We start from the raw sequence: 23,948 nt of genomic DNA, 5'->3' as shown, positions 1-23,948 counted from the left end.
GATTGCTACGGAAATCTCAAGATAAAAATTTCGCTCGATTCGTATACCAACGATCGACCTTCTACATTTGCCCATGATGGAAGATCTGCAAGGTACAGTGGCGGATCTATCGTTGCGCGCAGGATGATCAGATAGTCGAATTGTAGTTGCCCGCTCAGCCCTAAGGCGCGCAGGCAGGCTGGGGCGTCAAAGCTGAATCGACAATTCTGCGCGTTGCTCAGCCACATGGTATGCTCATTAAAGTCTATGCTGTTGTCCCATTCCAAGCCCTGCAATGTTGTCAGGCTGACGCGATCCGTTAGTATGGGGAACCATTCGTTGTTGAAGTCTTCGAGCGGCTTGCTGTTTCCGCTAAGGATGACAAACCGACTGCTTGGGGGGGTGTGGGCTTTTACCCAGTCAAAGGCGAGCCTGGTCTCCGGGTGAATCCGCTTGGCGCTCATTTCCATACCAAAGATCTGCATCCCGACGAACAAACAGAATGTTACAACCGCTATACACAATTTTTGTGATGTATTGCCGATCAACGAGGATATTTTCTGGTCTTTGGTTTGGCTCCCCCTGAGCGCCGGTAACAAGACTTGAAATATGGCGTGAGAGGCAAGCATGGGAATTGTGATCATGCCCACATTCGGCGCGTTTCGAGGTTCGATTAGAAACGGAAGCGCAAAAAGGAGAGGCAGCGTATACTCGCGCTTTGATACAAAATAAAGGACGCCAATCCATGCGAAGACGGCGATCAGAGGTATGAACGTTTCCTGGGTATAGTCTATAAAGAATGCGTAGAAATATTTGAAATCGTGAAATCCAGATTGCGAGGCCGACACGAACGGCGCGAGCCCATGGCGGACAAGCATAGAAGCCCACCACGGCGAGGTGACCGCCAGCGCGCCGGCGCCGACAAGCCCAGTCTGTAGAAATCCGCGACGATTCCGGGCATGAAGCAGCGCCAAGGCTATTGCGATACCGATGGTATGGATGGTCGCTTCGGGATGCGTCACGACCACCAAGGAGCAGAAGATCACGGCTCCGATTGCGAATTTCCGTTTCCCTTCGGCATACATTCTATAAAGATTAAGTGTGGCGAGAATAAGAAATAATTGTCCCAAACTTCGCGTTATCCCGCCGCCCATGATGAGCCAGGTGATGGAACGCGGTAACAAGGCGTAGATGAATGCCGCCAGCCCCGCTTCCATGTTCGAGTTAAGCATTGCTTTTGATAAAGCATACATTGCCGGGATAGTTCCGATCAATACGATTGCGGGCATCCAGCGCAGAATTGTGAAGATGTCAATTCCAAAGACGGTTCCGACGCCTGCGGCAATATAAAACCCTAATGGGGGATACGCAAAGGGAATTTGCAAGCCATTGTATTCAACGAATTGCGGAATTCTGAACCCATTGTTCTGAAGCGCTTCGATCATTGCATAAAAAAGTCCCCCGTCGTTGATGGGAAATCCCGCCTCGAGTGGCGGGAAAATCCGGAACCATGCTCCGAGGAGAATGCTGGCGAGAAGAAGCAATGATCCGATATCGTCCGCGGATAATGTGCCTTTATTTGTTTGACGCTCCATAAATCCTTTGCCACTCGAACAACTTATTCAACGCTTCAATGGGGGAGAGGCTGTTCACGTCCATGTCTTTCAGCTCATCCAGCAACGGACTCGATTCGGGAAACAGCGCGGCTTGTTGCGCGGCGTGCGGATTTATTTTCACCGCCCTCCCCGAAGTCTTTTCGAGTTCCGCCATGATCTCATTCGCGCGTTGGATGACGGGCGCGGGCAAACCTGCCAACTGCGCCACGTGGATTCCGTACGAACGATCCGCGCCGCCCGCGATGATCTTGTGCAAGAAGACCACGGTCGCATCGGCTTCGCTGACTGCCACATTATAATTCCGCACGCCGGGCAAAAGGTCGGCGAGTTGAGTCAACTCGTGATAATGTGTGGCGAATAAAGTTTTCGCGCGCAATTGCGGATGATTGTGAATGTACTCGATCATGCCCCATGCGATCGAAAGCCCGTCATACGTGGATGTGCCGCGCCCGATCTCATCGAGGATCAACAGCGAGCGCGAAGTCGCATGATGCAAAATGTTCGCCGCCTCCACCATCTCGACCATGAACGTGGATTGACCCGCGTGAATTTCATCCTGCGCGCCGATGCGCGTGAAGATTCGATCCACGAGTCCGATGTCCGCCGACGCGGCTGGCACGAACGATCCCATCTGCGCCATCAACACGATCAGCGCGGTCTGCCGCAGATACGTGGACTTGCCCGACATGTTCGGTCCCGTGATGACGCGCACCACTTCGCCCTTTTCAAACATGACATCGTTTGGGATGTAACGTTCGCCCTTTAGCAGATGTTCGACAACTGGATGCCTGCCCTCGTGGATTTCCAACCCGCTTCCTTCTCGGACTTGGGGCTTGGTGTACCCACCTAAAGCCGCCGCCTCCCCCAAAGCGGACAAGACGTCCACCTCGGCAATGGCGCGTGCTGTGGACAACAATTGATGCGCAGACTTTGCAAGTTCGGCGCACACTTCGCGGAACAATCGCGTTTCGATTTCTTTGATCCGCTCTTCGGCATTCAACACCAGCGTTTCGTACTCTTTCATCTCGGGCGTGATGAATCGCTCGGCATTGACCAGCGTTTGCTTGCGGATGTAATGTTCGGGAGCCTTCTCCGCCGCGCCGCGCGAGATTTCGATGTAATAGCCGAAGACCTTGTTATAACCAACCTTGAGAGTCTTGATTCCCGTTTTCCCTCGTTCAACCGATTCGAGGTTGGCGATCCAATCTCGCGCGTGTTTCGATGCGTCAATGACCGAATCCAACTCTTGCGAATACCCCGCGCGAATCACTCCCGTGTTTTGCAACGTGGATGGCGGATCATCATCAATCGCGTTTTCCAGTAAGGTCAATTGCTCATGCAGCAAATCAATCTTCGGCAATCCGAATTCTTTCTTCTTTCCTCTTTCTTCGGTTAATTCAACTAAGGCTGGCAACGCCATCAGCGTGCTCCTCATCGCCACCAAATCACGCGGCTGAGCCTGCCCAGCAATGACGCGGTTGACGAGTCGTTCAAGGTCGGCAATTGGCTTCAACGCGGCGCGAATCTCCACGCGGACCATGCCTTGCTGAAAGAAATATTCCACGCCGAGTTGGCGATGTTGAATCTTTGCCACATCGAGCAACGGCTGGCTGACCCATTGATGGATGAGTCGCTTGCCCATCGGCGTGATCGTGAGGTCGAGCGTGCCGAGCAGTGAACCTTTCCGTTCGCCGCGCAGGGTTTCATCAAGTTCAAGATTTCGCCGCGTGGATGCGTCGAGGGTCATGAATTCTGAAAGATGATAGGTGCGGAGTGAAGTCAACAACTTCAGGGCGTCGGGTTGAGTCTCTTTGATGTATTGGAGCAAACTGCCCGCGGCTCGCGCAGATAAACTATTTGGCTTCAATCCGAATCCGTCCAGCGTGGAGGAGTTGAAGTGAGTTAGCAACGTCTCTGTGCATTTGCCCGGCTCGAATTTCCACGAAGCCCACGGCGTGAGGTGACTCGAGATTTCGTTCGGCAAAGTTTGACTATCGGGATGCAAGACTTCAGCAGGATGCAAGCGCGTCAATTCTGCGCGGAGAGATTCGACGGGGAGTTCGGTGACGGCAAACTCTCCAGTGGTCACGTCGGCATACGCGACTGAGGCAGTTTGCCCGTCGGAATTGACCGAGGGCGAAGCGTCCAGTAAAACCGAAGCAATGTAGTTGTTCGCGTCGCCGGGCAAGAGTCCCGGTTCGGTCACAGTCCCCGGTGTGACGACTCGCACAACCTTGCGCGGGAAGAGTCCCTTGACCGGCGTGTCGCCGACTTGTTCGCAGATGGCGACGTGATAGCCTTTTTCGATGAGCCGCCCTAAATAATTTTCGACCGCGTGATAGGGGATGCCAGCGAGCGGCACGCGCGTGCCTTTGCCGATGGGCTTCGAGGTGAGGACGATATCGAGTTCGCGCGCAGTGATCTCGGCGTCTTCGTCGAAGGTTTCGTAAAAATCGCCGAGCCGAAAAAATAAAATTGTGTTCGGGTACTCGCGCTTGATCTCAAGATATTGCTGGCGGATGGGCGTGACATCGTCGTTGGGCATGGCGTGATTTTACTATGAGGCTGTATAATCCGTTTAAATTTTTTATGCGTAGTGACGACTTCAGTCGTCGCGTTTGGAGCAGAGCGATGTATAAACTTGTTTTAGTTCGTCACGGACAAAGCGTTTGGAATCTCGAAAACCGCTTCACAGGCTGGACGGATGTCGGTCTGACCGAGCAGGGTAGGGCGGAGGCGCACGAAGCGGGTCGCCTGCTGAAGTCGGAAGGATTCGTTTTTGACGTCGCGTACACGTCCGTGTTGAAGCGCGCGATCCAAACCTTGTGGACGATCTTGCAGGAGTCGAATCTCGAATGGATTCCCGTCATGAAGGCGTGGCAGTTGAACGAACGTCATTATGGCTCTCTGCAAGGATTGAACAAATCGGAGATGGCGGAGAAATACGGCGAAGCGCAAGTAAAGATCTGGCGGCGAAGTTATGATGTGCCGCCGCCCGCGTTGGAACTGACAGATGAGCGTCATCCGAAATTCGATCCGCGTTACACTTCGTTGACGCCCGCGCAGTTGCCCGCCACCGAATCGCTTAAGCTCACGCTGGATCGCGTCCTCCCTTATTGGCATTCCGCGTTGGCGCCCGTGATCCAATCGGGCAAGCGCGTGATCGTGGCCGCGCATGGCAACAGTATCCGCGCGATGGTGAAGTATCTCGATAACATTTCGGATGCGGAGATCACCGAGTTGAACATTCCGACGGGTGTCCCGCTCGTGTATGAATTGGATAAAGACTTGAAGCCGATCAAGAATTATTACCTCGGCGATCCAGAGGAGGCGGCGAAGAAAGCCGCGGCAGTGGCGGGGCAGGGGAAGGCGAAGTAGTTTTAGCCACAGAGCCACAGAGAACACCGAGAAAAGAAATTTTGTGTAGGGGCGGAGCATTGCTCCGCCCCTACATTGTCAGTAGTTCACGAAAGTTCAGGCGACAGTTGTACTGTCGCCTGCCTTGACGCAGTGCAACTGCGTCAAGAACCGTTTTCGTGAACTACTGATTGTATTAAAATCATCTCATGCCCCTCCCGCGCGAATTTTTATACGAACTGCATAAACATTTCACTGGCGATATCCGCACCGATTCGGCTTCGCGGATTTTGTACAGCACCGACGCGAGCATCTATCAGATCGAGCCGCTGGGAGTTGTGATTCCGCGCAATCAGGAGGAGTTGCACGCGGCGGTTGAGTTGGCGGCGAAGTATAAGATTCCCATTTTGCCGCGCGGCGCAGGGACTTCGCTGGCGGGGCAGGCAGTTGGCGAGGCGTTGATCCTCGATTGCTCGCGCTGGTTGGACAAGATCGTAGAAATTAACCCCGAGGAAAAATTTGCCATCGTCGAGCCTGGCGTTGTTTTGTCTGACTTGAACAAAGCCGCCTCAAAACACGGACTGATGTTTGGTCCCGACCCTGCCTCTGCCGAACGCGCGACGATGGGCGGCGTCATCGCGAACAACGCAACGGGCGCGCATTCAATTGTCTACGGCATGAGCGCGGATCATATTTTGGAGGCGGAGGTGATTTTGGGGGATGGGAGTCTTGCGACGTGGGGAGAAGTGAATGAAAAGTTATCAGTGAAAAGTGACAAGTTATCAGTGAACAGTGAGCAGTCGCGGGTGGTTGGGGCGGTGTTCAAGATTCTTGAGAAGTACGCGGATGCGATAAAGCGCAGTTATCCAAAGACATGGCGAAATGCGATGGGGTATCGGTTGAATTATTTGTTGCCGTGGAGTCCGTCTGCGCCGCCACAATGGGATTCCGCTGATTATGGATTATCGTCTACGGTCTATCGTCCATCGTCTGACATCAATCTCGCTCGATTACTTGCAGGATCAGAGGGCACACTCGCGGTGATTCGCAAGATGAAAGTGAATCTCGTGTCGAAGCCGAAGCATACGATATTGGCGGTGCTTACTTACGCGAGCGCGGCGGAGGCGTGCGATGATGTGCCGCGTTTGCTGTCTCATAACCCATCCGCGATTGAGTTGATCCCCGATACGATCATCCGCGCGGCGCGGAGTTCGGCGGGATATGCGAGCGAGGCAAGTTGGATTCAAGGCGATCCTTCGTCTTCGCTCAGGACGCCTGCCGCGGTGTTGGTAGTTGAGTTCAGCGGTGGTGAGCCGAAAGAATTGTTGATGCGAGCGCGTGGTCTCGTTACACCGCAAAGCGCTTCGACTGCGGTCTTCGTCTCCGCTCCGCTTCGCTCAGACCTCCGCTCAGCGCGGAATGGCGAAAATATTTTCATCGCCGAATCGAAAGAAGATCAGGCGCGGATTTGGAATGTCCGCAAGATGGGACTGGGTCTGCTGGATTCGCAACCGCGCTCGGCGCGACCGATTGCGTTCATCGAGGACTGCGCGATTCCAGTCGAGCGGCTCGGCGAGTTTGTGCGCGAGGTGGAGAAAATTTTATCCGCGCACGATGTGGTTGGGAATATTTACGCCCACGCGTCGGCGGGATGTTTGCACATTCGTCCTGTGTTGGATTTGAAGACGACGCGCGGCGTGGAGAGTCTGCGCTTGATCAGCGAGGCGGTTCTTGCGCTGACGTTGAGCCTGGGCGGCGCGATGAGCAGTGAACACGGTGACGGTTTGGCGCGTTCCGAACATCTCGCGCGAGCATACGGCGCGGAGGTGATGGATGCGATGCGTCTGCTGAAAAACGCGGCGGACCCGAATCACATAATGAACCCAGGCAAGATCATTGATGCGCCGAAAATGGATGCGAATTTACGTTATGGAGTTGATTATCAAACGAAATCATGGAAACCAAATCTATCGTTTGCTCGTCAAGGCGGATTTGAACTTGCTGTTGAGCAATGCAACGGTCAAGGGGTGTGCAGGAAATCAACAGGCGTGATGTGTCCATCGTTTCAGGCGACAAGGGACGAGATGCACTCGACGAGGGGGAGGGCGAATTTGCTGCGTGCGCTGATCGCGCGACCACAGACGTTGGACGATGGACGATTTATGGTCAATGGTCTATCGTCCGATGTTTTCGAAGCGCTCGACTTGTGTTTGGCTTGCAAAGGCTGTAAAGCGGAATGTCCCAGCGGGGTGGATATGGCGAAGTTGAAGTACGAATTCGAGAATGAATATTACAAGACTCATCCCCGTCCGTTGCGGGATTATGTGTTCGGGTACTTTCACGTCGCGGCGAAGATGATGTCGTATGTCGCGCCGCTGGCGAATGGGTTGATGGAGTTCGCGTCGACGAAGAAGCTGATCGCGAAGGTGTTGGGGTTGGCGGAGGAACGTCCCTTACCGCAGATTTCAAGTCGAAGGGCGAAACTGCGAACCACGGAGACACTGAGTCACGGAGAAAAAATAATTTTCCTGCCCGATGTATTTTCCCGTTACATCGAACCTCAAGTGGAAGAAGCCGCGTTGGAGGTGTTGACGATGTGCGGATACGATGTCCGCGTGTTGCCGATCGTTGGCGCGGGGGCGTCTCTGCTCTCGAAGGGATTCGTGGATGCGGCGCGGCGTCACGCTAGAGAAATGTTGAGGTGGCTGAATCAGATCGACCCGTCGCGCGAAGCGTTTATCGTCGGGGTCGAGCCTCCCGAAATCTATCTTCTGAAAAATGATTACGCGGACTTGCTTCCCGAATCCAAAGAGGAAATTCGCGCGCGTGAGTCGAAAGTCTGGTTGTTGGATGAGTTCTTGTTGCGTTCATCGGAGTTTGGCGCTCTGCGCGTAGGCAGACTGGGGGATCAATTGGGAGGTGAAGGGAATCGAAATCGAAAAATAAAATTTCATCCGCATTGCCATCAGCGCGCGGAGGGATTGTCTGCCGATGGAATCGCAAGCGGCGCGAATGCCAGCGTGGAGTTGTTGCGCGCGTGCGGCTTCGACGTGGAGTTAAGCGACGCGGGCTGTTGCGGTATGGCAGGGACGTTTGGCTTCGAGACGGAGCATTATGAGGTTTCGATGAAGGTGTTTGAGATGGCGGTGAATAGAGGAATAGTGAGTAGAGGAGTAGAGAGTAGTGAGTGGAAAGTTTACACTGAGCCAAGTCGAAGTGTGGAAATCGCATCAACGGGCGCGGCGTGTCGGATGCAATTTCAGCATGGCGCGAATGTGGATGCGCGGCATCCGATCGAGTGGGTGAGGGATGCGTTGGTGTAGGGTATGTAAAAAACTGACGGGTCAAACCAGAGGGAAGGCTCACGAACTTCCGGGGCGTTGCGCGTCATAGATCAACTGCGCGTCAACCACTTCGTTGATGTTCATCTCCGCCCATTTGCGGATGGCGGCGATCGGCTCGCACAGCGTTTGCCCCAGCGGCGTGAGCGCATATTCCACGCGCGGCGGAATCTGCGCGTACACCGTGCGCGTCACCAGTCCGTCGCGTTCCAAATCGCGCAAAGTTTGCGTCAGCATCTTTTGCGAAATCCCCTCGATCTCGCGTTTCAATTCAGAGAAACGGCGCGGGCCGCCATCCAACAGCCCCACGATCAAAGTCGTCCATTTATCTGCGATGCGGTCTAACGCCAAACGGGTGGGGCAGGCTTTCTTATACACATTTCCATTTGTAATTCTGGTTTCCATGCGGTAAGTATATCACTCCAAAGTGCCTGCTTGCGATAAGAGTGTTAGTCTATTATAGTGACCAAAATTTATCACAAGGAGAGCAATAGATATGAAAATAGCCATCTTTGGCGCGACGGGGAACATCGGCAAGGTCATCACACAGGAAGCGCTGACGCGCGGTCATACCGTCACCGGGCTGGTTCGCCATCCTGAAAGCGGAGACGCCTCCCACCCCAACCTCACCTTTCACAAAGCCGACGTGCTGAACGCGGACAACGTCGCTGTTGCGGTAGCCGGTCACCACGCCGTTGTCAGCGCGTATGCGCCCGATTTTTCCGCGCCCGGCACATTGACAGACGCCGCCAACTCCCTGATGAAAGGGCTATCAGCCGCTCGAATGAATCGCCTGCTGATCGTGGGCGGAGCGGGAAGCTTGGAAGTGTCGCCCGGTCTTTTGTTAATGGATAGCCCCCAATTTCCACCGGACTGGAGACCGTTCGCCAGCGCGCACGGCGACGCGCTGAAAGCCTATCGCCAGAACACCACCCTGGATTGGACGTACTTCAGCCCAGCCGACAGAATCGCCCCCGGCAGTCGCACCGGCGTCTTCCGCATCGGCGACGATAACCGTCTGCTGGTGGACGCGCAGGGAAACAGCGCCATCTCCATCGAAGATTTTGCCGTTGCGCTGGTCAATGAAATCGAAACGCCGCGCTTCATCCGTAAGCGCGTCACTGTGGCGTACTAACATCGGAGAAAAAATCATGAGCGCAAAACACGTATTTTCCATGGCGGGCAAACGCCCCTCCTTCGAGGAGGACGGCGTGACGGACATGGAGCTCGTCGTCACAACGAAACAAAGCGAAAACCGCTACACCATCATGATCTCGCGCTGGCTGTCCACCTTTGAAGTGCCGCCGCATTTTCACAAAGATCACTCCGAAACTTTTTATGTGCTGGATGGTCAAGTGGAGTGGACGGTCGCAGGCGAGACCCGCATCCTCAGCGCGGGCGACGCGCTCTACGTCCCGCCGAACACCGTCCACAGCGTGAGAGTCGTAGGCGGCAAAGACAGCCGCAATATGCTCATTTACGAACCCGGCGGCTACGAAGATCAAGTGGACTTCAAGATGAACTACACAGCCGAAGAATTAAAAGACCCGGCAGTCAAAGACCGCATCCGCAAGATGAGCGATTTCAACGTGGTCTAGCGGCGTGTAAGAATCTGATTACCTCACAGAATGTTACTTGGGCACGGACAAGCGCGGATGCGCGCGGAAGTTTTCAACCTCTGCGTTCGTCCGCGTTTTTCTGCGTCTCGATTTTGAATTTGTAAGATAATCAGACCTATGGGCTGATTATCTTGCACCATGCCTGATGGACGCAGAAAACGCTGATTTCACTGATCTGAAAGAAAGAAAAATCTGCGTTTTCAGCGTGAATCTGCGTCCCAATTTTGAACGTGTAAAGTAATCGGCGCATAGGTATACTTCTAGCGAGACAGGAGCCTCCATGACCGATATGCTTGTAAAACTCTACGACCTGCCGGAGACGCTATCCACGTTTTCGAATCTTGTCGCGCCCGGCATCACGATCCGCAAACCGATCGGCACTGAAAAATCCCTCGCTGTGAAATGGGTGCGCGAACACTTCTATGATGGTTGGGCGACCGAGATGGAGGTTAGCTTCTCGCGCGCTCCCACATCCAGTTACATCGCCCAACACGGGCGCAACATGGTCGGCTTTGCCTGTTACGACACGGCGGCGTTGGGCTTGTTCGGTCCGATGGGCGTGCTTGAATCCATGCAAGGAAAGGGAATCGGCAAAGCGTTACTGCTGGCATGTCTCGTGGAAATGAAAATCAAAGGCTACGGGTATGCCATTGTCGGCTGGGCGGGTCCGCAGGAATTCTATACCAAAGTCGCTGGCGCAGTAGCAATCCCCGATTCGACGCCGGGGATTTGGAAAAATTGGCTGGGCGGTTCGGAATGATCGAAGGAAAGTCAAAATGGCAAAAGTCAAAATGATCGCAAAAGGACGTTCTGGCACGATCCAATACATCGAAGGCTCTTTGTTCAACAAAAGAACGTGCGAGTTCTACTGGGAGTTCGGCGGACCTGGAACGTTCGCCATCATCTGGTTTCCGAACACCGACGCGGAATGGGATAAGGCATACCCCTGGGCGGCGGGGCGGCGCATGGAGATCGTGAAGGAGATGGCGGAACAAATCCGCAAGCAAGAGTCGCCCTCGTCCACATTGAAATGGGAAGAGGGAACTGTGCTGTTGATCGGCAGATAAAAAACGAAACACGTCCGACTTCACTATTTCGACACAGCCGACGCGCAGTATCCCGAGAGGCGCGGGAAAATCATTAATGTCCGCGTGTTCCGTGAAACCTGCGTATCAAACAAGTGGTACCAAGATATACGACGCGAAACCCTCTCCGTTATAATTGCCGCGTTTCGCCATGAACTTCAACACCGCCCTCTTTCTATTTCTCTTCCTCCCGTTCTTCCTCATCGCCTATTTCGTTGCCCAACCGCGTTGGCGTCCCGCGCTGGGGATTCTCGCCAGCGGACTCTTCTACGCGTGGGGGAGCGCGGTCAATCTGGTTTTCATCGCCGCGTTGATTGTCGCTAATTACTCGCTCGCGCGTCTGTTCGCCTCCCGCTTCTCAAAATGGATTCTGCCTCTCGGTTTGCTCGTCAACGTCGGCGCGCTCGCCTTCTTCAAACTGTTCACCGCCTATCAATACGCGCTCTTTTTCGGACTGGAGAGATTCTTCCCCGCCCGTCTAACGACCCTGCTCGATTCGTTGACATTTCCCCTTGGCTTGTCCTTCATCAGTTTTCAACTCATTTCTTATCTCGTCGATGTTCGCAAAGGCGCGGTTCAACCCGAAAAGAATTTCATTGCTTTCGCGTTTTATGTGTTGATGTTCCCGAAATTGCTCGTCGGTCCCATTGTCCGCTATCGGAGCGTCGCCGCGCAGTTGCCCAACCCAACCATAGACTCGGATCAGATTGCAAACGGCATCCGTCGCTTCTTGAAAGGCTTCGCCAAAAAAATATTGATCGCCGACGCGCTCGGCGTCACCGTGGATGCGGTCTTCAACTTGCCAACGCCTGCGCTCACGCCCGCGTATGCGTGGCTGGGATTGGCTGGCTATACCCTGCAAATTTATTTCGATTTTTCAGGCTACACCGACATGGCGATCGGACTCGCCAGGATGATGGGCTTCCGCTTCGTCGAAAACTTCGACCTCCCCTACCTCGCGCAATCCATCGGCGATTTTTGGCGGCGCTGGCACATCTCGCTTTCCACGTGGTTCCGCGATTATGTTTTCTTCCCCCTCGAGCGCAAACGGATTCCCGTCATCGGTCAATCACTGAACATCCTCGTCGTCTTTTTGCTCACAGGTTTGTGGCATGGCGTCACGATCAACTTTGTGGCGTGGGGCTTGCTTCACGGCTTCTTCATCGCGCTTGAAAATCTTTTCCTCAACCGTTGGTTGCAAAAAACATTCCAGCCGGTCCGCCATCTCTACGCGCTGACGATTATTTTGTTCACATGGCTCGTCTTCCGCTCGCCGAGTCTTGAATACGCATTCCAATATCTGCGCGTGCTAGGCGGCATGGTTCAACCCCCATTCCCGCTTCCATTTCATGATACGAGCCCGCTCCCGTTGATCGAACCATCGTTCCTCCTTGCCCTGCTCGCGGGTCTGTTTCTTGCCCTGCCGTTTGGTTTTCATTTTCAAAAAGACGGGCGACACTCATTCGCGCGAACCCTCGCGAGCGACATTCTCATCATCGCCCTCTTCATTCTGTCCGTGGGCATGATGGCGGCGAACGGCTTCACCCCCGGCATCTACGAAGGATTTTAGATGACGCGTCATTATCCCAAACTACTCATCGCCATTTTTCTTGGGATGCTCCTCCTCCCCCTGCGGACTCTCGTCCTCGACCCCTACGCCATCGAGGAGAATTTCTATGCGCGCTCGCGCCTCATCGCGCTGACGTCCAACCTGCGTCTCACCCTCGGCGACCGCGTCTTCCCCAAGGTCCTCGTCGGCGACGACGGCTGGCTCGTCTACACCGCCGAGGGCGACCTCGATGTGTACCAGAAATCCGCATCGTTCACAGAGGAATCGCTGGCGCAATTTCAAGCCAACCTGGATTCGTTATCCTCAACCTATGCCGAACGCGGCATCACGCTGATTGTCGTTATCGTGCCGAGTAAAAATACCATTTACCCCGAGCGCGTGCCCGCCCAAATCCCACAGATTGGATCCCAATCGAAATTGGACCAAGTTGCCGCCTATCTTTCCACGCATGGCGAAACTCAGATTCTCGATCTTCGTCCAGCCCTTCTGCAAGCCAAAACCGAACGGGAAATTTACCTCGCCACCGACACGCATTGGAACGACTACGGCGCATATCTGGCGTATTCCCTGTTGATGGAGCGATTGAGCGAAACCCACCCGAATCTTTCCCCGCGCCCATTATCAGATTTCGCAGAGCAGGCGCTGGAGCCTGAGTCGCTCGACCTTGCCAACGTGATCGGCGTCACCTCGTTGACCGAGTCGAAACTCCGGCTCGCTCCCAAGTTTGACCTTGCCACTTCCTACAAAACCATCAACCTCGGCGGACGCAAATTGTTATTCTCCTATAACCCAGATGAGACCTTGCCGAATCTCGTTATCTATCATGACTCCTACTTTTTCAATGTCAACCCCATGCTGGGCGAACATTTCCACCACGGGATGTTCATCCAAAATTTTAGCGGCGGCGGGATCTGGAATTTATCGTGGGTGGACGAACAAAAACCCGATGTGGTTGTCATTGAATTTGCCGAACGATATCTGGACGACCTCTTCAAGTTCATCGACCCCAACCGGTAGGGTCGTTCCATGACTAACGATGTTAGGCAGTGGAAGTCAATTCAGTTCTCGTAATACGACATTGATGTCGCTCTTACGCAAGAACCGCCTATCGCGCGAGATGCTTTGCAGTCTTGCGCTGCGACCAATCCTTAGCTGGACTTTACCCAAAAGGTACGGTCAGGAAGGTGCGCGTAGAGGGAGAAAAGCGGTCAATGGGCCGAAGGCGCAGAACCTTTCGGATTTCAGGAAAAAAGGGCGCTGTCTGAAAATGGCGCAAGAGAATAAAATTTGTTTGACAACTGTCAGCCAAAGCAAGCCACTCACGGCAAAACTGCTGTCGGCAACAACTCCCAAAAAACGCCCGGGAAACCAGCGACGAACTTACAAGAGTATTTGGCGAGCCCATTCGCGCGGCCGTATCCCTATCAGGGGGTTATTTTGTTACTACCTACCTGAAAGTTTAATAAAATGGGACGCAGACACTTGCGCCGAGCGCCAGTGCGGTGTGAACGCTGAAAACGTTGATACAGATGAATTTTTCAGAATGGCTTGCAAAAAAATCTGCGTCCATCTGCATTTTTCTGCGTCCAAAAACCAAACTGTCGGGTGGCTAGTTTTGTTACGAACCCTAAAGAACAAATTGCATCTTGATAAGATGACGAAGTTGTAGTTTAATCGGCGCTACCTTAAAAGACGAAACAACGGCTTTTGTTAAGATTAAGGTATAATGGCTTTGTAATTTTCAACCCATACGTTTGAAATTATCATCAGACTTATTCCAATGAAAAAAGCGACACTTCTCGTGATCGAAGGACGACATGCAGAAATCCCTTCTTTTGCAAACGACTTGCAAAAGAAGGGATTTGATATTCGTTCCTTTCAAAATGGAAGTCAAGCCGCATCCAAGCTCAAACAAATCAATCCTGTCGTAGTTGTCGTCAACGCCGCCTCCCTGCGAAGCACAGGCGTGCGCATTTGCCTTTCTCTGCGCAAGAAAGATCAAAAAGTCCCGATCATCCTCATCCTGGCAAAAGAGAAACCTGTCGACAAAAACCTCGCCGACGCCGTGCTTGCCCTCCCGTTCACCGCGCAAAAATTGGTAAACCGGGTCAAGGCGCTCATGCCCGGTGACGGCAACAATCTTGTCAGCGTAGGTCCGATCCGTCTCGATATCGAACACCGCAGGGTACGATGCCTCGGGAAAAGCACCAAGCTGACCCCCCGCTTGATCACCCTGCTTCACATTTTGATGGATAAACACGGCGAAGTCGTAGAGCGCGAATCGTTGTTCAAAAAAGTCTGGGAAACAAATTACACCGGCGACACGCGCACGTTGGATGTTCACATCTCATGGTTGCGCCGCGCCATCGAACTCGATCCCAATAACCCCAAATTCCTCAAGACCATTCGCGGTGTTGGCTATCGGCTAGACGTGTAGTTGATAGCAACGACCTTGTGCTGTGACGAATCGGACGCAAACCCTGCGACCGATTTTTATTTTTAACTCGCGCGACACCTCTCCGCTTCTGTTCGGACGGGAAGCCTGCGCCGCGCTTTTGAACGTTTCCCCATCCCAATTCGGATCAACCTCCCAATAGTCCACGCCGAGTTTTGTCTCCAGCGCGACTGAATGATCGGAAAGAGTTATTCTCGTGGTCGAAGTCGGCGGCGCGATTGAAAACGCCTCATTCGAATCATGCTCCAATGAAAAAGGCTGTGTCCCATTCGCGAGTCGTTTACGCGAAGCGTGAATTGCGCGGAACGATTCGTCGCAGGCAATGAATTTTCGCCCATGACGTTCGGCGATCACAGAGGTTGTCCCTGAACCGCAAAAGAAATCCGCAACGATATCGCCCGGATTCGAGGAGGCGAGAACAATCCTTTCCAACAAGGCTTCGGGCTTTTGTGTGGGATACCCCGTGCGCTCCTTATGCAGGCGCGCCACCACAGGAAAGTACCACCAATCTTCCGGCACTTTGCCGCGCGCTAAATTTGGAATTTTTCCAAAACCGGCTTTGCGCGACGACCCGAAGGTTTTCACCGTATTTTGATTGTAGGGTTCGCGAACGGCATCGGCATTGAAGGTGTACTCCCCGCTTTTGACGTAAGCCAGAATCGTGTCATGCTTGCGGTTAAAGGCTCGCTTGATCGGCGAGGGACCGTGATACGTCCAAATAATTTCATTCAGGAAATTCCCAGGTCCGAAAATTTCATCGAGCAGGAGGCGGGCATACGAATCGGCGTGCCAATCCAGATGGAGGTAAAGCGTTCCGTTAGGAGCGAGCAGTCTATGCATCAAAAAAAGGCGTTGGTAAAGAAAATCCAGATACGAATCTAAATCTTTCCACGAATCGTGATAGCCCTCCGCCAGTTTCCAGTTTTGCGGTTTGCGCGAATCCTCCCCCCTGCCTATACGCGCCAGGAACCTTTTATTCGTGAAAAAAGGCGGATCGGCATACACCAGATTGATTTTGCCTTCATAGCTTGAAAGAAGCGACGCCATCACCGTCAGATTATCGCCCCAAATTAACCGCTGAGCGGATTTTGCCGTTGGGTATCCGTTCCCGCCCGGGTAAATAATCGAATCGGCGACCAGTGATTCGGGTTTGGGAATTGCGAGTTGTTTGTCCCGCCAGATTAACTCAGGCATGGTCTAGTAGTAGATCCGCACCAGCGTGCCGAAACCGCGATTGTACGTTTTGCCGATCTGATGGTCCGGTTTTGCCCAACGGAACAACCATTTAGCCTCCTCGGTGCGCATGTTGATGCAACCGCGACTCATCGGCACGCCATAGTTTTCGTGCCAGTAGGTGCCGTGGAAGGCATGTCCTTTGTCTGTAAAAAAACACGTCCAGGGAACGCCGGGGAGTTCGTAATCGGTGAAATCTGCAAAAAGATTCCCGTTGCCCATGTGTTTATTGGGCATTTTATCCATGATGCGAAAATCTCCCGCCGGGGTTTTGGTGGGGATGCCATTCGCGTCGCGCGGACCATTTGGGATGCCCGAACAGATACTGGTCTTCAAAACCTGCTTGTCGTATTCGAACGCCGTCAGGGTTTGGGTCGTCAGGTTCACTTCGATGCGCTTTTGTTCGACGGGAATTTCTGGTGTGATTGGCGTCAATTCCTCAAGCGGAATTGGTCTCAAATGCATCGCGTCTACGTAGTAGGGGAAGCCCGTCAAATCGTCGTAGATGCGATACCACAGATCGCCGTTCGGACCAGGCTCGACCGCTTCGATCCAGTGAACAGAGCCGTAGTAGAGGCGGAATCCCAATTGTTGCCAGCCGAATGCCTGGCTGGTGCGCCAGGGCTGGGAATAGGGGACGGTAATCTCCGCTAGCCGCGGTGTGCCTTCCTCTATCGAAGTCAGCGTTTTGTTGAATAATATCTTTACTTTTTGGAGCCTTGCCCGATGGATATAGCCTCCCCACACACGATACCAGACCGGGTTATGTTCGGGTTCCTTAGCGACTACTTCGCCGAGGCTATGCAGCAGGTCGTCTCGATACCACGTGGAAACGATCGAGCTTTCGTCGCTGGGTTTTGAATACACACTCACCGATGTGGTCGCCACGCGAATCAGGTCGCTATCATCAAAATTGAACAAGACGCCTAACGCTGGAGAAAATGCGAAAGCGCCGAGGCTCGCGCCGCCTAGTTTGAGAAAATCGCGTCGTGAAATTTTTTGCATCGTAAAATTCTAATCGAAAACGCGGGTTTTTAAAATCCTCTCATTAAATTTTCAGGTCAGCTTGCAAGAGGTGTTAGCGTTTAGACGGGCTCAGGAAAACTACCCTTACGAACTTACCTGACGCAGAACGTCGCGAGGGTTTTCGCGAGTCAGATTTGGTTTTCATCTACCACTTCAGGATGGTGTAACCTCAGTTACGAAAGAAAAACTGCCCTCCGGGGCGGGGGGCAGTCGAGTTGCAGAATCAGGCAGAAATCAGGATTCGACCGTTTCCGGCACCATATCCTTCAGAAGGATTTCGAGCGCCATCGTGTGGGCGCATCGGTGATGGGTGACGAAAAATTCGCAATCGCAGGAATACGTGCCGCCGTCAAATTTCACCTGATGGTTGTTGTTATCGCCGTGAAAAGTAACCTCAAATTTATTGAAGAGGAACCGCTGGCGTTCCTCGGCGTACCTGTGCGCTTTCTCGCGTTTGCCGATCATTCCATAGTCCATTGTTCAATCTCCTTTCAGGGTTTGAAGTATGAAATAAAAAAGCACGCGAACACGTCGCGTGCTTTTGGGTGGTCTTTTGTTGCCTCGCAAACATCTGCTCGCATAGGGCATTTACCTCGTTACCCGCAGTATAGCCTCAATCAAAGTGCGAGTCAACACCAAAAAGGATGACGGCGGCAAATCGTATGGGAATCGCAAGGTAGCTGTCAATCGGCCGGCGCAGTCGCCAGAGTCGGCTCGTTTCCGTTATACGAAATGAGTTGGGGCCACTTCCAGATGATAAGCAACATCCCAACAATACACCCGATTCCGCCGCTGACAATGGCAAACGGAACGCCGAACAAGGATGCGGCAACGCCCGCTTCGACCTCCCCTAGCTGGGGACCGCCCATGAAGAAAATTTGATTCACGCTTGTCATCCTGCCGCGGATGTGGTCCGGGGTTTGGAGCTGGCGTATGGTATTGCGGATCACTGTGCTGACGGCATCTCCCACCCCGATGAACAACAACGCAACCATGGCGGGGATGAATGTTCTGCTCAATCCAAACCAAACCGTCGCCAGCCCGAACAGGGTCACTGCCGTGAGGAACAAGGGTCCTTGTTTTCTCAGTTCTTTGATCTGGGAAACGATTATGCCAGCCACAACAGAACCGATCGCCTGAGATGAGACCAGCCAGGCATACCCAGCCTTGCCTACGAACAGGATGTCGCGGGCAACGATGGGCAACATCGTGTTTGCGGAAGCGAAAAAGGTGGCAACAAAATCCATCATCATTGTGGAGAGGATCAACGGACGAGTGAAGATGAATTTCACGCCGTCCCACATGGAGCGAACGTTGACGCCGCCCGCGCGATTCAAATCTTGTTGAACGTTGCCCATGAAGAACAAGGCAAGGATGACGGCGAGGAAGGAAATTGAGTTGAACAGGTAGGCAAATCCCTGCCCGCCTTCAGGGATCACGCCAAATAACAACGGGCCGACGATCGCCCCGGTATTAAACGCCACCGAACTCATGCTGAATGCCGAGGGCAAATGTTCGCGAGAAACCAAATTGGGCACCATTGCCTGACGGGCAGGCAGATCGAATGCCATAGTCGCGGCTTGGATGGCTGTCAATAGGTAGATATGCCACACAGTAATTTGATTCGTAATCGTCAGGTAGGCAAGCGCCGCCGCCTGCAACGCCGCGATCGACTGGGTGAGGAGCAATATTTTTCGGCGGTTGTAATTATCTGCCACCGCGCCGCCGAGGATGGAAAAAATAAAAACAGGCAGGATACGCGCCAAACCGATGCCCCCCAGCGCCAGCGGATTCGGTTCGCCGGTCAATTCGCGGACGTGCCAATGGATCGCCGCAAACTGCATTTGCGAACCTGCCACAGATATCAGCAACCCCAGCCACAAGTAAAAAAACTTACGGTGAGTGAGAGCGGGCGGAAGATAAAACATCAAGTTCCCCAGTCGCGCAAATATAAAAAGTCGTATCCGATAGTTCGATTACTCAATTTGGCAATAGGCGGTTGCATCCGCTTGTATTGCATCCGTTGGATGCGCTTCACGACCCCGCTCACAAATTTTTCGTCAAAGCCCGCTTCCACACATTCTTGCGGACTGTAGCGATGGTCAACGAGAAGATATAACAGCCGATCCACCTCTTCATACGTGAAGCCTAGCTCCCCTTCATCGGTTTGACCGTCCCATAAATCGGCTGAAGGGGGTTTGTCAATAATAGGCGCGGGAATATTCAACGCGCGCGATAATTGACGTATCTGTGTCTTGTACAAATCTCCAATAGGATTCATCGCCGACGCCGCATCGCCAAACTGCGTGCTGTAGCCAAGCAGAATTTCGGTCTTGTTGCTCGTGCCAATAACTAACCCTTTGAAAACTTCGGATTGATCATACAAAACGATCATCCGTTCGCGCGCCATGATGTTGCCTTTGCGGAGTTTGGTAATCTCCGCGTCGTTGGCAAACAATGGGTCGACCATCTCTGTGATTTCGATGGTCTTGCTGGGAATTTCCAACTGTTCGATCAACAGTTCGGCATGAGCCAGCGAGTCGGGGTTGGATGATTTGTAGGGCATTCGCACCGCCAGCACATTCTCGCGTCCCAATGCTTCAACGGCGAGGACACACGATAAAGCCGAATCAAGACCGCCTGATAAGCCGATCACCGCGCGGGAGAATCCCACGCGGGTCACTTCGCTTTTGATGAAGCCTGTCAGGATTTGATGAGCGACATCGGTGTTGATAGTTAGATCAATCATGTTTTGTATGGGAGCGCTTCCATTTCCAACTGCCCCGCTAACTCGTCATATTCAGGATCTTTGTGGATAAGTATCGCCCCATATCGAATTGCAATTGCGGCGATCAGCGAATCGGCGAATGAGATCCGATTCGCCGCCTTCAATCGCGCCGCGGTCAATGTGGTCTGTTCATCGAACTGCCAGATAACAGGATAGCGTCGAAACGCGGCATGTCGTTGGTCTGCTATAGTCTGACCTTGTTCCTGTAAACTGATATAGTACAGTTCCATCAGGGAAATGAATGGCAAGATCACTTCCTCGTCAGCGAGAATATTTTCCACTCTATCGAATCCCTCTTCTGCTTCGAGATAAGCCATCAACGCCGAAGTATCAAGAACGTACTTTTTCATATTTATATTCCGCCCTACGCTCGGCAAGTAGTCGTTCCGTCAATTTGTGTCCCTTGCCGGAACCCCTCAGCGCTTTCACCGGATGGGCAGGAAGAAATACAACTCGAATCGTATTCCCATCATCGATCCAAGCCAGTGTATCTCCCTCTTTCAGTTTATATCGTTTTCGAATTTCTGCCGGAACTGCGGTTTGTCCGCGTTTTGTTAGAGTAGTTTCCATAATTAACCTCGTCGAAGATTATACAAGGCGTATTTGAATTTCACAAGTCAAACTCTATTTTTGCAGGATTCTCTGCAACTCCGAAACAGTTAGGTTTGTCCGTTCATCGCGCAAAAGCGGAAGCCGCGCGCGCGTGCGGCGCAACTGATTGAGGTCAAGTTCAGAAACGGTCAACGCTTCTTCAAAGTATGGACCCTGCGCGAGCAATTCGCCGTTCGGGTCGTTGATCGTTGCGCCGCCCCAAAATAGCAACCCGTCTTCAAAGCCGACACGGTTGCAATGCGCCACAAACGATGTGAACATGCTGGCATAGGCTTTGCTCACGCGCTCCACCCAACGAGCAGACTCGAGTTTTTCCTTGTCGGTCAGACCGCGCCCCGGCGAAGCGGATGAAAACAGCATAATGTCCGCGCCGTCGAGCCAGAGCAAATAAGGCGGCGAGGCGTGCCAGAAATCTTCGCAGATCAACATGCCGACCCGTCCGAAGCGCGTGTCGAAGGCGCGGACAGCATCCCCCCAGGCGAAGAACCGCCCTTCATCGAAGAGTCCATACGTTGGAAGATACACTTTATGATGAACGTGGATGGCGCGTCCGCCTGAAAGGTAGGCAGAGGCGATGTAGAAGCGGTGGCGCGAGTCTTCGTCCACGAATCCAACCACAATATCCAGGTCGCGAGATTCGTTGAGAAGATGCTTAAAAACAGGATCGCCATCCGTCGGCGTGTGCGCGACTGAGGCGACCAAATCCTGCAACACATATCCCGTTAGTGAAAGTTCGGGGAAGACAACTAAGTCCGCTTTTTGCGATTTTGCTTGTTGAATGAATTCAAGGTGCTTGTCGAGATTCGAATCGACATCCCCCAGTTTGGTGGCGATTTGCGCGAGCGCGAGGTTGAGTTTCATTGCGAGAATCTTACCATCAAACAGGGGAAACCCGAAAAGGTGAATTACCGGTTTCTGGGAATTTCCCTGGCTACGAATTTTTTGGACGCGGAATTCACGGACAACACGGTTTAACGCGGGTGTATAAATGGGTTTTCCATGAAATCCGCCCACCCCCGCGCAGAATCATGACAACTCCTTTTGAGCATACTACTTATCGGGTTTTGATCATGGTTACGGGATCCCTATCAAACGAGATGTGCCATCGCCCAGAACAACGATCAAGCCGGAGCCGTCGCGAGTAAAAGTTAGATCGACAGGCTGATAGTCGAATTCGAGGAGCGCCAGTTCTTCTCCGCGTTCAACGCTCCACAAGCGAATTCCACCAAAATTGTCTCCGCTGGCAATCATCTTATCGTCTGGCGATAATGCGAATGATATGAATTTCGGCTGAACTTTGTCGGTGAAAGGTAGATTAATTCGACGCAAAATAAAAGCATCTTCAAATCGCCAAACCTTAATCTGACTCGTTTGGTCCAACTGTAGTTTCGTGCCGGCATCCAGCGTAACGACAAAAGCGCCGTCGCTCGAAATGACGATTTCGATATTATTGCCGGAATAAAGACTCGCATCGCTCATTGCGAGTTTCTGCGGGGGATCGACCTGCCAGGTGGCAATACCTCCCGCCGCGCTGGTAATTAGAAACTTATCATCTTGAGTAAATCTCGCGGAAAGAATTTTGGGGTCCCATGGTATCCCGAGTTGCAGGCTGTTCGATTTTCCATTTTCAAGATTGACCAAATATTGCGCTGTATCACGCCATATCACCGCGTACCGAGAGGTGGAGCTAACGATAACGCCGTCGCAGTTGGGAATCGGCAATGCTTCAATCATCTTGGTTACATTGCCATGTTTATCAAGAATGTACAACCCTCCAGATTCGCACCAGGTAACGGACTGATTGGAAATATCAATATATGGGCTAGAAACGGCGTCAGGAATACTTAGGGGTTGCCTAATTCCTTCGGGAAATGTCAACCAATGAGACTCTCCCAATAAGCGAAATGCCTGATCGCCGATCATGCCAACCTGGGCGACTTTGAAATCATCCTCCTCGCCCCAAACGTTGGAGTAGTGACCCTGTTCCAAAAGGAAGTCTCCAATCTGCTCCAACTCTTCATCGCCGGATGTTCCGTTCAGTTTCTCCTTTTCGATCAGTTTACCTCCCGGTAGTTCTCGCACAATACGATATAAGTTCATTTCACTATCCGAGCCCAGAATCGTGATTGCACTGCCATCCTGCGACAGGTTGGTAGAATTGATTTCAACAAGGTCTGTGCCAAATCTCCCCATTTTTTCACCTGTGAGAACGTTCCACAACGTCAGGAAAAGATACGAGTCCTCCCTGGATAGCACAAGCAAGGTTTGGTCATCAGGCAGGTAGGCAGGCTGAACAAAATCGTAATATCGCCCCGCCTCGCTCAGCGAGATCAATTTCCCTTCCGGTAGACTCCAAAAAGATATTCGATTCGCATTGGTATATGATTCAAATTTGAAGACAGTCAGTGTCTCTCCATCGGGAGAATAGCTGAGTTGGTAGATCAAGCCAATATCGGTTTGCCACAAGGAGAAGGAATCATGCTTTAGGGCGAGGTATGGGGCTGGCTCTCCGATCCGGCGGAGTTCTACTGTGCCGTCCGCATATCCAACTGCAATTTCAGAACCATCGGGCGAAAATGCCATTCCGCCCACATAAAAAGGGAGGAGTTTATCGTCTTCGATTTTCTTGACGATATCCTCCGGGAACGAATGCGCATAGGTCGTAACTAGAGATTTACTTTCCAAATCCCAAATTTGGACATCGCCAGTTTTGAGACTCACCGCTAACAAATTTTCATTGTCCGATACGGCAAATTCATCCGCATCCGGCATAAAGGCAAGAACATAAGGAGGGGTCTCTTGATATAAATACACTCCAAGAGGGGTCTGGACAAGAAATTGCTCCGGGTTTCGTTCAAGTTGTCTGAGGCGTTGCACATCTCCGCGACCCCAACGATGTAACTCCTGGATGTCTTTTGCATTCTCCAAAGTAATTGGCTGTGTGGGCCATTGCAAGGGCGCGGTGGCCGGCAAAGCCAGAGAGTTATCGGGTAGCGACGGGGGAGCGTCAGGCAAAGCCGTAAGCGCAGGCAATGGAGTAGCCTGATGTTCGGGCGGTAGGATCGTTTCAGCGACGGTTGGCGTCGTATTTTGGGTTGGAGCAACAATGGCTTGAGGCGCGCAAGAAGTTGCAAGAGCGGCGAACACAATCAACTGAATGGAGATTCTTGTCAGGAGAGATTTGAGCATGGTTTCCTTCAATTTAATTAGGACTTACGCAGTTGAACCTGTTGCGCCGTAGTTGCACTGCGGCGGCGGCAGTACAAC

The 23,948-nt window shown here is 52.6% G+C and carries 21 protein-coding genes; 9 read left to right on the top strand and 12 right to left on the bottom strand.

Annotated elements, in window-relative coordinates:
• Positions 1-5: 5 nt before the first annotated feature.
• Positions 6-1,574, bottom strand: coding sequence for a hypothetical protein (locus tag IPM31_15450; protein MBK9008378.1), 1,569 nt, complete (start codon positions 1,572-1,574; stop codon positions 6-8).
• On the bottom strand, positions 1,555-4,140 hold the full coding sequence (gene mutS, locus IPM31_15445; protein ID MBK9008377.1) for a DNA mismatch repair protein MutS: 2,586 nt from the start codon (positions 4,138-4,140) through the stop codon (positions 1,555-1,557). Before mutS ends, IPM31_15450 begins: the two co-directional genes overlap by 20 nt.
• Positions 4,141-4,226: 86 nt before the next feature.
• On the opposite strand from mutS, the gene gpmA reads away from it, so the two are divergent.
• Together gpmA and IPM31_15435 are read left to right on the top strand one after the other, a co-directional pair.
• The gene (gpmA, locus tag IPM31_15440; GenBank protein MBK9008376.1) at positions 4,227-4,973 is read left to right on the top strand and encodes a 2,3-diphosphoglycerate-dependent phosphoglycerate mutase; all 747 of its coding nucleotides are present in this window, start codon (positions 4,227-4,229) and stop codon (positions 4,971-4,973) included.
• Positions 4,974-5,161: 188 nt separating this feature from the next.
• Positions 5,162-8,275: an FAD-binding protein gene (locus IPM31_15435; protein MBK9008375.1), complete on the top strand. Its 3,114-nt coding sequence runs from the start codon at positions 5,162-5,164 to the stop codon at positions 8,273-8,275.
• Positions 8,276-8,314: 39 nt separating this feature from the next.
• On the opposite strand, the gene IPM31_15430 is transcribed toward IPM31_15435, so the two are convergent.
• Positions 8,315-8,698 carry a helix-turn-helix transcriptional regulator gene (locus IPM31_15430; GenBank protein ID MBK9008374.1) on the bottom strand — a complete coding sequence of 128 codons (384 nt, stop codon included), beginning with the start codon at positions 8,696-8,698 and terminating at the stop codon, positions 8,315-8,317.
• A 91-nt stretch (positions 8,699-8,789) separates the two neighbouring features.
• On the opposite strand from IPM31_15430, the gene IPM31_15425 reads away from it, so the two are divergent.
• The 7 genes from IPM31_15425 (at position 8,790) to IPM31_15395 (ending at position 15,004) form a co-directional block, all read left to right on the top strand.
• Positions 8,790-9,428, top strand: a complete 639-nt coding sequence (locus tag IPM31_15425; GenBank protein MBK9008373.1) for an NAD(P)-dependent oxidoreductase — start codon at positions 8,790-8,792, stop codon at positions 9,426-9,428.
• Positions 9,429-9,444: 16 nt separating this feature from the next.
• Positions 9,445-9,891: a cupin domain-containing protein gene (locus IPM31_15420; GenBank protein MBK9008372.1), complete on the top strand. Its 447-nt coding sequence runs from the start codon at positions 9,445-9,447 to the stop codon at positions 9,889-9,891.
• Positions 9,892-10,192: 301 nt separating this feature from the next.
• The gene (locus tag IPM31_15415) at positions 10,193-10,672 is read left to right on the top strand and encodes a GNAT family N-acetyltransferase (GenBank protein MBK9008371.1); all 480 of its coding nucleotides are present in this window, start codon (positions 10,193-10,195) and stop codon (positions 10,670-10,672) included.
• 16 nt (positions 10,673-10,688) lie between these two features.
• The gene (locus IPM31_15410) at positions 10,689-10,979 is read left to right on the top strand and encodes a hypothetical protein (GenBank protein ID MBK9008370.1); all 291 of its coding nucleotides are present in this window, start codon (positions 10,689-10,691) and stop codon (positions 10,977-10,979) included.
• A 169-nt stretch (positions 10,980-11,148) separates the two neighbouring features.
• Positions 11,149-12,567, top strand: coding sequence for an MBOAT family protein (locus tag IPM31_15405; GenBank protein MBK9008369.1), 1,419 nt, complete (start codon positions 11,149-11,151; stop codon positions 12,565-12,567).
• Positions 12,568-13,584, top strand: a complete 1,017-nt coding sequence (locus IPM31_15400; GenBank protein MBK9008368.1) for a hypothetical protein — start codon at positions 12,568-12,570, stop codon at positions 13,582-13,584.
• A 763-nt stretch (positions 13,585-14,347) separates the two neighbouring features.
• Positions 14,348-15,004 (top strand): response regulator transcription factor, encoded by a 657-nt coding sequence (locus IPM31_15395; GenBank protein MBK9008367.1) that lies wholly within the window; start codon positions 14,348-14,350, stop codon positions 15,002-15,004.
• Here IPM31_15395 and IPM31_15390 read toward each other — a convergent pair.
• The 9 genes from IPM31_15390 to IPM31_15350 all read right to left on the bottom strand — a co-directional run bounded on the left by IPM31_15390 (position 14,993) and on the right by IPM31_15350 (position 23,882).
• The gene (locus IPM31_15390; GenBank protein ID MBK9008366.1) at positions 14,993-16,216 is read right to left on the bottom strand and encodes a site-specific DNA-methyltransferase; all 1,224 of its coding nucleotides are present in this window, start codon (positions 16,214-16,216) and stop codon (positions 14,993-14,995) included. The two genes, IPM31_15395 and IPM31_15390, sit on opposite strands and share 12 nt — an antisense overlap.
• Before the next feature lie 3 nt (positions 16,217-16,219).
• Positions 16,220-17,260, bottom strand: coding sequence for a L,D-transpeptidase family protein (locus IPM31_15385; protein ID MBK9008365.1), 1,041 nt, complete (start codon positions 17,258-17,260; stop codon positions 16,220-16,222).
• Positions 17,261-17,515: 255 nt separating this feature from the next.
• Complete coding sequence (locus IPM31_15380; protein ID MBK9008364.1) at positions 17,516-17,758, bottom strand: hypothetical protein; 243 nt, start codon at positions 17,756-17,758, stop codon at positions 17,516-17,518.
• A 206-nt stretch (positions 17,759-17,964) separates the two neighbouring features.
• Positions 17,965-19,209, bottom strand: coding sequence for an MFS transporter (locus tag IPM31_15375; protein MBK9008363.1), 1,245 nt, complete (start codon positions 19,207-19,209; stop codon positions 17,965-17,967).
• Complete coding sequence (locus IPM31_15370; protein MBK9008362.1) at positions 19,209-20,030, bottom strand: NAD+ synthase; 822 nt, start codon at positions 20,028-20,030, stop codon at positions 19,209-19,211. The genes IPM31_15375 and IPM31_15370 overlap by 1 nt, the downstream gene beginning before the upstream one ends.
• Positions 20,027-20,419: a PIN domain-containing protein gene (locus IPM31_15365; protein ID MBK9008361.1), complete on the bottom strand. Its 393-nt coding sequence runs from the start codon at positions 20,417-20,419 to the stop codon at positions 20,027-20,029. Before IPM31_15365 ends, IPM31_15370 begins: the two co-directional genes overlap by 4 nt.
• Positions 20,400-20,639: an AbrB/MazE/SpoVT family DNA-binding domain-containing protein gene (locus tag IPM31_15360; GenBank protein ID MBK9008360.1), complete on the bottom strand. Its 240-nt coding sequence runs from the start codon at positions 20,637-20,639 to the stop codon at positions 20,400-20,402. The genes IPM31_15365 and IPM31_15360 overlap by 20 nt, the downstream gene beginning before the upstream one ends.
• Positions 20,640-20,693: 54 nt before the next feature.
• Positions 20,694-21,542 (bottom strand): hypothetical protein, encoded by an 849-nt coding sequence (locus IPM31_15355; protein MBK9008359.1) that lies wholly within the window; start codon positions 21,540-21,542, stop codon positions 20,694-20,696.
• Between the two features lie 213 nt (positions 21,543-21,755).
• Positions 21,756-23,882, bottom strand: a complete 2,127-nt coding sequence (locus IPM31_15350) for a WD40 repeat domain-containing protein (GenBank protein ID MBK9008358.1) — start codon at positions 23,880-23,882, stop codon at positions 21,756-21,758.
• Positions 23,883-23,948 lie beyond the last annotated feature (66 nt).

It is taken from the genome of Candidatus Defluviilinea gracilis, assembly GCA_016716235.1.
GTDB classification, from domain to species: Bacteria; Chloroflexota; Anaerolineae; order Anaerolineales; family Villigracilaceae; genus Defluviilinea; species Defluviilinea gracilis.
The sequence above is the reverse complement of the archived record's forward strand: the minus strand, read 5'-3'. Positions and strand labels throughout refer to the sequence as shown.

Bases quoted from the DNA above. Each gene is read 5' to 3' on its own strand.
- IPM31_15390 (MBK9008366.1), bottom strand. From the start codon at position 16,216: ATGCCTGAGTTAATCTGGCGGGACAAACAACTCGCAATTCCCAAACCC.
- IPM31_15355 (MBK9008359.1), bottom strand. From the start codon at position 21,542: ATGAAACTCAACCTCGCGCTCGCGCAAATCGCCACCAAACTGGGGGAT.
- IPM31_15375 (MBK9008363.1), bottom strand. From the start codon at position 19,209: ATGTTTTATCTTCCGCCCGCTCTCACTCACCGTAAGTTTTTTTACTTG.
- IPM31_15365 (MBK9008361.1), bottom strand. From the start codon at position 20,419: ATGAAAAAGTACGTTCTTGATACTTCGGCGTTGATGGCTTATCTCGAA.
- IPM31_15360 (MBK9008360.1), bottom strand. From the start codon at position 20,639: ATGGAAACTACTCTAACAAAACGCGGACAAACCGCAGTTCCGGCAGAA.
- IPM31_15415 (MBK9008371.1), top strand. From the start codon at position 10,193: ATGACCGATATGCTTGTAAAACTCTACGACCTGCCGGAGACGCTATCC.
- IPM31_15400 (MBK9008368.1), top strand. From the start codon at position 12,568: ATGACGCGTCATTATCCCAAACTACTCATCGCCATTTTTCTTGGGATG.
- IPM31_15405 (MBK9008369.1), top strand. From the start codon at position 11,149: ATGAACTTCAACACCGCCCTCTTTCTATTTCTCTTCCTCCCGTTCTTC.
- IPM31_15395 (MBK9008367.1), top strand. From the start codon at position 14,348: ATGAAAAAAGCGACACTTCTCGTGATCGAAGGACGACATGCAGAAATC.
- IPM31_15380 (MBK9008364.1), bottom strand. From the start codon at position 17,758: ATGGACTATGGAATGATCGGCAAACGCGAGAAAGCGCACAGGTACGCC.
- mutS (MBK9008377.1), bottom strand. From the start codon at position 4,140: ATGCCCAACGACGATGTCACGCCCATCCGCCAGCAATATCTTGAGATC.
- IPM31_15450 (MBK9008378.1), bottom strand. From the start codon at position 1,574: ATGGAGCGTCAAACAAATAAAGGCACATTATCCGCGGACGATATCGGA.
- IPM31_15435 (MBK9008375.1), top strand. From the start codon at position 5,162: ATGCCCCTCCCGCGCGAATTTTTATACGAACTGCATAAACATTTCACT.
- IPM31_15370 (MBK9008362.1), bottom strand. From the start codon at position 20,030: ATGATTGATCTAACTATCAACACCGATGTCGCTCATCAAATCCTGACA.
- IPM31_15430 (MBK9008374.1), bottom strand. From the start codon at position 8,698: ATGGAAACCAGAATTACAAATGGAAATGTGTATAAGAAAGCCTGCCCC.
- IPM31_15410 (MBK9008370.1), top strand. From the start codon at position 10,689: ATGGCAAAAGTCAAAATGATCGCAAAAGGACGTTCTGGCACGATCCAA.
- IPM31_15385 (MBK9008365.1), bottom strand. From the start codon at position 17,260: ATGCAAAAAATTTCACGACGCGATTTTCTCAAACTAGGCGGCGCGAGC.
- gpmA (MBK9008376.1), top strand. From the start codon at position 4,227: ATGTATAAACTTGTTTTAGTTCGTCACGGACAAAGCGTTTGGAATCTC.
- IPM31_15420 (MBK9008372.1), top strand. From the start codon at position 9,445: ATGAGCGCAAAACACGTATTTTCCATGGCGGGCAAACGCCCCTCCTTC.
- IPM31_15425 (MBK9008373.1), top strand. From the start codon at position 8,790: ATGAAAATAGCCATCTTTGGCGCGACGGGGAACATCGGCAAGGTCATC.